8 protein-coding genes are annotated in these 7998 nt (G+C 43.2%); 7 read left to right on the plus strand and 1 reads right to left on the minus strand.

The annotated features are described in order from the left end of the window. Positions 1-93 precede the first annotated feature (93 nt). The gene (locus tag HT724_RS05835; protein ID WP_173275547.1) at positions 94-1047 is read left to right on the plus strand and encodes an aromatic acid exporter family protein; all 954 of its coding nucleotides are present in this window, start codon (positions 94-96) and stop codon (positions 1045-1047) included. Between the two features lie 343 nt (positions 1048-1390). On the opposite strand, the gene HT724_RS05840 is transcribed toward HT724_RS05835, so the two are convergent. Further along, positions 1391-2935, minus strand: coding sequence for a peptide chain release factor 3 (locus tag HT724_RS05840; protein ID WP_001025437.1), 1545 nt, complete (start codon positions 2933-2935; stop codon positions 1391-1393). A 212-nt stretch (positions 2936-3147) separates the two neighbouring features. Here HT724_RS05840 and gatC point away from each other — a divergent pair, with 212 nt between their 5' ends. The 6 genes from gatC (at position 3148) to nusB (ending at position 7879) form a co-directional block, all read left to right on the plus strand. Continuing rightward, a complete protein-coding gene (gene gatC, locus HT724_RS05845) occupies positions 3148-3450 on the plus strand; it encodes an Asp-tRNA(Asn)/Glu-tRNA(Gln) amidotransferase subunit GatC (protein WP_000705419.1) in 303 nt (100 codons plus the stop codon). Next, positions 3450-4916 (plus strand): Asp-tRNA(Asn)/Glu-tRNA(Gln) amidotransferase subunit GatA, encoded by a 1467-nt coding sequence (gene gatA / locus HT724_RS05850; protein WP_173275550.1) that lies wholly within the window; start codon positions 3450-3452, stop codon positions 4914-4916. The genes gatC and gatA overlap by 1 nt, the downstream gene beginning before the upstream one ends. Beyond that, positions 4916-6358: an Asp-tRNA(Asn)/Glu-tRNA(Gln) amidotransferase subunit GatB gene (gene gatB / locus HT724_RS05855; protein WP_173275553.1), complete on the plus strand. Its 1443-nt coding sequence runs from the start codon at positions 4916-4918 to the stop codon at positions 6356-6358. The genes gatA and gatB overlap by 1 nt, the downstream gene beginning before the upstream one ends. 131 nt (positions 6359-6489) lie before the next feature. After that, entirely contained in the window at positions 6490-7050 is a 561-nt protein-coding gene (efp, locus tag HT724_RS05860; protein WP_000568643.1) for an elongation factor P, read from the plus strand. A gap of 21 nt (positions 7051-7071) precedes the next feature. Next, complete coding sequence (locus tag HT724_RS05865; RefSeq protein ID WP_023938546.1) at positions 7072-7461, plus strand: Asp23/Gls24 family envelope stress response protein; 390 nt, start codon at positions 7072-7074, stop codon at positions 7459-7461. After that, positions 7454-7879 (plus strand): transcription antitermination factor NusB, encoded by a 426-nt coding sequence (nusB, locus tag HT724_RS05870; RefSeq protein WP_049511552.1) that lies wholly within the window; start codon positions 7454-7456, stop codon positions 7877-7879. The genes HT724_RS05865 and nusB overlap by 8 nt, the downstream gene beginning before the upstream one ends. The last annotated feature ends 119 nt before the right edge of the window (positions 7880-7998 follow it).

A 7998-nucleotide genomic window follows, 5' to 3' on the forward strand; every position in this document is an offset into this window, starting at 1 on the left:
AGAACTGACGAAGTCAGCAACATCTATACGGCAAGGCGACGTTGACGTGGTTTGAAGAGATTTTCGAAGAGTATAACTTACTAGGAAATTCTTATGTCTATCAGCCAACGTACGACCAAGCTCATCTTAGCTACCTGCCTTGCCTGCCTGCTTGCTTATTTTCTCAATCTTTCCTCAGCAGTTTCGGCTGGAATCATCGCCCTCTTGAGCCTATCTGATACCCGTAGAAGTACTTTAAAACTGGCCCGCAATCGGCTCTTTTCCATGCTTCTGGCTCTTGTTATCGGGGTTTTGGCTTTTCACTTGAGCGGATTTCATATCTGGAGCCTTGGCCTCTATCTTGCTCTATACGTTCCTCTAGCCTACAAGATGGGCTGGGAAATTGGTATCACACCAAGCACTGTTTTGGTTAGCCACCTATTGGTACAAGAGTCAACCTCTCCAGACCTTCTAGTCAATGAACTCCTTCTCTTTGCTATCGGTACAGGATTTGCCCTACTGGTCAATCTCTACATGCCTTCACGAGAAGAGGAAATCCAGTACTACCACACGCTGGTGGAAGAAAAGTTAAAAGATATCCTCCTACGCTTCAAATATTATTTATCCAGAGGGGATGGACGCAACCGAGCACAGCTGGTGGAAGAATTAGACACTCTTTTGGAAAAAGCCCTCAAACTAGTCTATCTAGATCACTCTGATCACCTCTTTCACCAGACCGATTACCATATCCACTACTTTGAGATGAGACAGCGACAAAGTCGTATCCTGCGAAATATGGCCCAGCAAATCAACACCTGTCACCTAGCTGCCAGCGAAAGTCTGATTTTAGCACAGCTCTTTTCAAAAATTGCCGGTCAACTGAGCCAGACCAATCCTGCTTCTGATCTACTAGATGAAATTGAACGCTATCTAGAAGTCTTTCGCAACCGCAGTCTCCCCAAAACAAGAGAAGAATTTGAAACCCGCGCCACCCTTCTTCAACTCCTACGTGAAGCCAAAACCTTCATCCAAGTCAAAGTTGATTTTTACCAAAAATATGGACAGTAAAAAAGAAAACTTCAGACCAATCCACAAAAGGTGAATATCTGAAGTTTTCTTTTATTTGTGGCCCAAGAATGAGCATTCCTGGACTTCTCTTATTAGAATATTTAAATCAACCAATATAAAGGTTACCGATTGTTAGATTACGACACGGAGTTTGGCAAATCGATTCTAGTTGCCAAACGTAGTTAGTAAAGCAGTTAGCTAGGCCACTCACTACCAGTTACGACGGAAAGTTTTACGAATCGATATTATTCGTAAAACTTTACTAGTGGAGCGCCTAGCCAAGTTCCATAGAAACTTGGCGTTAGTTACTTAGATTGTTACACAATCAAGTAACTTTGGCGATCTACATTTTTTCTTCCAACTCTACGTCTGGATACTTGTCCGCAAACCAACGGAGGGCAAAGTCATTTTCAAAAAGGAAGACTGGTTGGTCAAAACGGTCTTTGGCCAAGATATTGCGACTTGATGACATCCGTTCATCCAAATCCTCAGGCTTGATCCAACGAACGGTCTTTTTACCCATTGGACTCATGACGACTTCCGCATTGTATTCGCCTTCCATACGGTGTTTGAAGACTTCAAACTGGAGTTGACCTACAGCTCCCAGCATGTACTCGCCTGTTTGGTAATTTTTATAAAGCTGAATGGCACCCTCTTGCACCAGTTGCTCAATTCCCTTGTGGAAGGATTTTTGCTTCATGACATTCTTAGCAGAAACTTTCATGAAAATTTCAGGGGTAAAGGTTGGTAGGGGTTCAAATTCAAATTTATTTTTCCCAACTGTCAAGGTATCCCCAACCTGATAAGTACCGGTATCGTAAACCCCGATAATATCACCTGCCACGGCATTGGTCACATTCTCACGACTTTCAGCCATAAACTGAGTGACATTCGACAGTTTAGCCCCTTTACCAGTACGAGGTAGATTGACACTCATGCCACGTTCAAATTCACCCGATACGATACGGACAAAGGCAATACGGTCACGGTGACGAGGATCCATATTGGCTTGGATTTTAAAGACAAATCCTGAGAAATCCTTGTCGTAAGGATCCACAATTTCGCCATCTGTTTTCTTGTGTCCATGTGGTTCTGGAGCAAACTTGAGGAAGGTCTCAAGGAAGGTCTGCACACCAAAGTTTGTCAAAGCTGAACCAAAGAAGACAGGTGTCAATTCTCCAGCAAGGATAGCTTCCTCTGAAAACTCATTTCCAGCTTCATTTAAAAGTTCAATATCATCTTTGACTTGCTCGTAGAAAGGATTGCTACCAAAAAGCTTGTCCCCATCTTCTAGACTAGCAAAACGCTCATCCCCTTTGTAGAGCTCCAGGCGTTGGTTATAGAGATCATACAAACCCTCAAAAGCTTTCCCCATCCCGATTGGCCAGTTCATAGGGTAGCTAGCAATTCCCAAGACTTCTTCCAATTCTTGCAAGAGGTCCAGTGGCTCACGTCCGTCACGGTCTAGCTTGTTCATAAAGGTAAAGACTGGAATGCCACGGTGTTTCACAACCTCAAACAATTTCTTGGTTTGGGCCTCGATACCCTTGGCAGAATCCACGACCATGACCGCAGCATCCACCGCCATCAAGGTACGATAAGTATCTTCTGAGAAGTCCTCGTGCCCTGGTGTGTCGAGGATATTCACGCGCTTGCCATCGTAGTCAAACTGCATAACAGATGAAGTAACCGAAATCCCACGTTGCTTCTCGATATCCATCCAGTCAGACTTGGCAAAAGTCCCTGTTTTCTTCCCTTTCACCGTACCAGCCTCACGAATCTCACCCCCAAAGTAAAGCAACTGCTCCGTAATGGTTGTTTTCCCCGCGTCAGGGTGGGAGATGATGGCAAAGGTACGGCGTTTCTTAATTTCTTCTTGAATATTCATAAGTTCTCTTTCTTTGATTCTCTATTTTTCTTGTTTCGATAGCTAAGAATGATTTTTACATTGGATTTTACCATTCCTTTCAACACTCCATTATATCGGATTTTAGCATTTTTTTCAATTTCTATTTCTTTTCACTTATCCCTCCCTTATTTATAGGAAAATATGGTAAAATAGAACAGACTAAAAATCATCATTTCACGAAAGGATGCAAGATGAAAATTACGCAAGAAGAGGTAACACACGTTGCCAATCTTTCAAAATTAAGATTCTCTGAAGAAGAAACTGCTGCCTTTGCGACTACCTTGTCTAAGATTGTTGACATGGTTGAGTTGCTAGGCGAAGTTGACACAACTGGTGTCGCACCAACTACAACTATGGCTGACCGCAAGACTGTACTCCGACCTGATGTGGCCGAAGAAGGAACAGACCGCGATCGCTTGTTTAAAAACGTACCTGAAAAAGATAACTATTATATCAAGGTACCAGCTATCCTAGACGATGGAGGAGATGCCTAATGACTTTCAACAATAAAACCATTGAAGACTTGCACAATCTCCTTGTTTCTAAGGAAATTTCAGCAACAGAATTGACACAAGCTACGCTTGAAGATATCAAATCTCGCGAGACAGCTATCAACGCTTTTGTTACCATCTCTGAAGAGCAAGCCCTTGCTCAAGCTAAAGCTATTGATGAAGCTGGAATTGACGCGAATAATGTCCTTTCAGGAATTCCACTTGCAGTTAAGGATAATATCTCTACAGACGGTATTCTCACAACTGCAGCCTCAAAAATGCTCTACAACTATGAGCCAATCTTTGATGCGACTGCGGTTGCCAATGCAAAAGCGAAAGGCATGATTGTCGTCGGGAAAACTAACATGGACGAATTTGCCATGGGTGGTTCAGGTGAAACTTCACACTACGGAGCAACTAAAAATGCTTGGCACCACAGCAAGGTTCCTGGTGGCTCATCAAGTGGTTCTGCTGCAGCTGTAGCTTCAGGACAAGTCCGCTTATCACTTGGTTCTGATACTGGTGGTTCTATCCGCCAACCTGCCGCTTTCAACGGGATCGTTGGTCTCAAACCAACCTACGGAACAGTTTCACGTTTCGGGCTCATTGCCTTTGGTAGCTCATTAGACCAGATTGGACCTTTTGCTCCTACTGTTAAGGAAAATGCTCTCTTGCTCAACGCTATTGCCAGCGAAGATGCTAAAGACTCTACTTCTGCTCCTGTCCGAATCGCCGACTTTACTTCAAAAATCGGTCAAGACATCAAGGGCATGAAAATCGCTTTGCCTAAGGAATACCTCGGTGAAGGAATTGACCCAGAGGTTAAGGAAACTATTCTTAATGCTGCTAAGCACTTTGAGAAACTTGGTGCTATCGTTGAAGAAGTCAGCCTTCCTCACTCTAAATACGGGGTTGCCGTCTACTACATCATTGCTTCATCTGAAGCTTCATCAAACTTGCAACGCTTTGACGGTATCCGTTACGGCTACCGCGCAGAGGATGCGACAAATCTTGATGAAATCTATGTAAACAGCCGTAGCCAAGGTTTCGGTGAAGAAGTGAAACGTCGTATCATGCTAGGTACTTTCAGTCTTTCATCAGGTTACTACGATGCTTACTACAAGAAAGCTGGTCAAGTCCGTACCCTTATCATTCAAGATTTCGAAAAAGTCTTTGCGTATTACGACTTGATTTTGGGACCAACTGCACCAAGTGTTGCTTATGACTTAGACTCACTCAACCATGACCCAGTTGCCATGTACTTGGCTGACCTTTTGACCATCCCAGTCAACTTGGCAGGTCTTCCAGGAATTTCGATTCCTGCTGGCTTCTCTCAAGGTCTACCTGTTGGTCTGCAATTGATTGGTCCTAAGTACTCTGAGGAAACCATTTACCAAGTTGCTGCTGCTTTTGAAGCAACAACAGACTACCACAAACAACAACCCGTGATTTTTGGAGGTGATAACTAATGAACTTTGAAACAGTCATTGGACTTGAAGTCCACGTAGAGCTCAACACCAATTCAAAAATCTTCTCACCTACTTCTGCCCACTTCGGAAATGACCAAAACGCCAACACTAACGTGATTGACTGGTCTTTCCCAGGAGTACTTCCGGTTCTCAACAAAGGTGTTGTCGATGCCGGAATCAAGGCTGCTCTTGCCCTCAACATGGACATCCATAAAAAGATGCACTTTGACCGCAAGAACTACTTCTATCCTGACAATCCCAAAGCCTACCAAATTTCTCAGTTTGATGAGCCAATCGGTTATAACGGTTGGATTGAAGTCGAGCTAGAAGATGGTACAACTAAGAAAATCGGTATCGAACGTGCCCACCTAGAAGAAGACGCTGGTAAAAACACCCACGGTACAGATGGCTACTCTTACGTTGACCTCAACCGCCAAGGGGTGCCTTTGATTGAGATTGTATCTGAAGCAGACATGCGTTCTCCTGAAGAAGCCTATGCTTACCTAACAGCCCTCAAGGAAGTTATCCAGTACGCTGGCATTTCTGACGTCAAGATGGAAGAAGGTTCTATGCGTGTGGATGCTAATATTTCTCTTCGTCCTTATGGTCAAGAAAAATTCGGTACCAAGACTGAGTTGAAAAACCTCAACTCCTTCTCAAACGTTCGCAAAGGTCTTGAATACGAAGTCCAACGTCAAGCTGAAATCCTACGCTCAGGTGGTCAAATCCGTCAAGAAACACGCCGTTACGACGAAGCTAACAAGGCAACCATCCTCATGCGTGTCAAAGAAGGTGCTGCAGACTACCGCTACTTCCCAGAACCAGACCTACCTCTCTTTGAAATTTCAGATGAGTGGATTGAGGAAATGCGTACAGAGTTACCAGAATTTCCAAAAGAACGCCGTGCTCGCTACGTCTCTGACCTTGGCTTGTCAGACTACGATGCTAGCCAGTTGACTGCTAACAAAGTCACCTCTGACTTCTTTGAAAAAGCTGTCGCCCTAGGTGGTGATGCCAAACAAGTCTCTAACTGGCTCCAAGGTGAAGTCGCTCAGTTCTTGAATGCCGAAGGCAAGACACTTGAACAAATCAAATTGACACCAGAAAACTTGGTTGAAATGATTGCCATCATCGAAGACGGTACTATCTCTTCTAAGATTGCCAAGAAAGTCTTTGTCCACCTGGCTAAAAATGGCGGTGGCGCGCGTGAATACGTGGAAAAAGCAGGTATGGTTCAAATCTCAGATCCTGAAATCCTGATCCCAATCATCCACCAAGTCTTTGCCGATAACGAAGCTGCCGTTGCCGACTTCAAGTCAGGAAAACGTAACGCAGACAAAGCCTTCACAGGATTCCTCATGAAGGCAACCAAAGGCCAAGCCAACCCACAAGTCGCCCTTAAACTACTTGCCCAAGAATTGGCAAAGTTGAAAGAAGAGTAATATGTAAAAGAAACCAGCCCTAAGGTTGGTTTTTTTCGCTCCTACCAAATCCCAATAACTATTTTGGCTTTATTTCCAGAAGATTTTATGGTAAAATGAAGAGTAATAATATTTATTAAAGAGGTAAAAACATGATTGAAGCAAGCAAATTGAAAGCTGGTATGACATTTGAAACTGCAGACGGAAAATTGATCCGCGTTTTGGAAGCTAGCCACCACAAACCAGGTAAAGGGAACACAATCATGCGTATGAAATTACGTGATGTCCGTACTGGTTCTACATTTGACACAAGCTACCGTCCAGAAGAAAAATTTGAACAAGCTATTATCGAAACTGTTCCAGCTCAATACTTGTACAAAATGGATGAAACTGCCTACTTCATGAACACTGAAACTTACGACCAATACGAAATCCCAGTCGTGAACGTTGAAAATGAATTGCTTTACATCCTTGAAAACTCTGATGTGAAAATTCAATTCTACGGAACTGAAGTAATCGGTGTAACTGTACCAACTACTGTTGAATTGACAGTCGCTGAAACACAACCATCTATCAAAGGTGCTACTGTTACAGGTTCTGGTAAACCAGCGACTATGGAAACTGGACTTGTTGTCAACGTTCCAGACTTCATTGAAGCTGGACAAAAATTGATCATCAACACTGCAGAAGGAACTTACGTTTCTCGTGCCTAATCTCTAGAAAGAGGTCATTCTATGGGAATTGAAGAACAATTTGGCGAAATCGTTATCGCTCCACGTGTACTTGAAAAAATCATTGCCATCGCAACTGCTAAAGTTGATGGTGTCCACTCATTTTCAAATAAATCCGTATCTGATACCCTATCAAAACTCTCTCTTGGTCGTGGCGTCTACTTAAAAGAAAGCAACGAAGAACTAACTGCTGACATCTACCTCTATCTTGAGTACGGTGTGAAGGTACCAAAAGTAGCTCTTGCTATTCAAAAAGCGGTCAAAGATGCTGTCCATGATATGGCTGATGTGGAACTTTCTGCTGTCAATATCCATGTTACAGGAATTGTTCCAGACAAAACACCTAAACCAGAGTTGAAAGATCTATTTAATGAGGACTTCCTCAATGACTAGTCCATTATTAGAATCTAGACGCGAACTTCGTAAATGCGCTTTTCAAGCTCTCATGAGCCTTGAATTCGGTACAGATATGGAAACAGCTTGTCGCTTTGCCTACACACATGACCGTGAAGATGCAGATGTGCAAATCCCTGCCTTTCTTCTGAACTTGGTTTCTGGTGTTCAAGCACAAAAAGACGAGTTGGATAAACAAATCAACCAGCACCTCAAGTCAGGCTGGACAGTTGAACGCTTGACCTTGGTCGAAAAAAACTTACTACGCTTGGGTATCTTTGAAATCACATCATTTGATACACCTCAGCTGGTAGCAGTCAATGAAGCTATTGAACTTGCTAAGAATTTTTCAGATCAAAAATCAGCCCGCTTTATCAACGGACTGCTTAGTCAATTTGTAACAGAAGAAAATGAATAATCGAAAAGGTGTTTGGTCTTCCAAGCACCTTTTTACTTTCCCCTCTGCACAGAGTAATACTCTTCAAAAATCTCTTCAAACCACGTCAGCGTCGGCTTGTCGTATAGATGTTACTGACT

Origin of the sequence: Streptococcus sp. k-402 (assembly GCF_013277515.1) — a bacterium.
Classification (GTDB): domain Bacteria; phylum Bacillota; class Bacilli; order Lactobacillales; family Streptococcaceae; genus Streptococcus.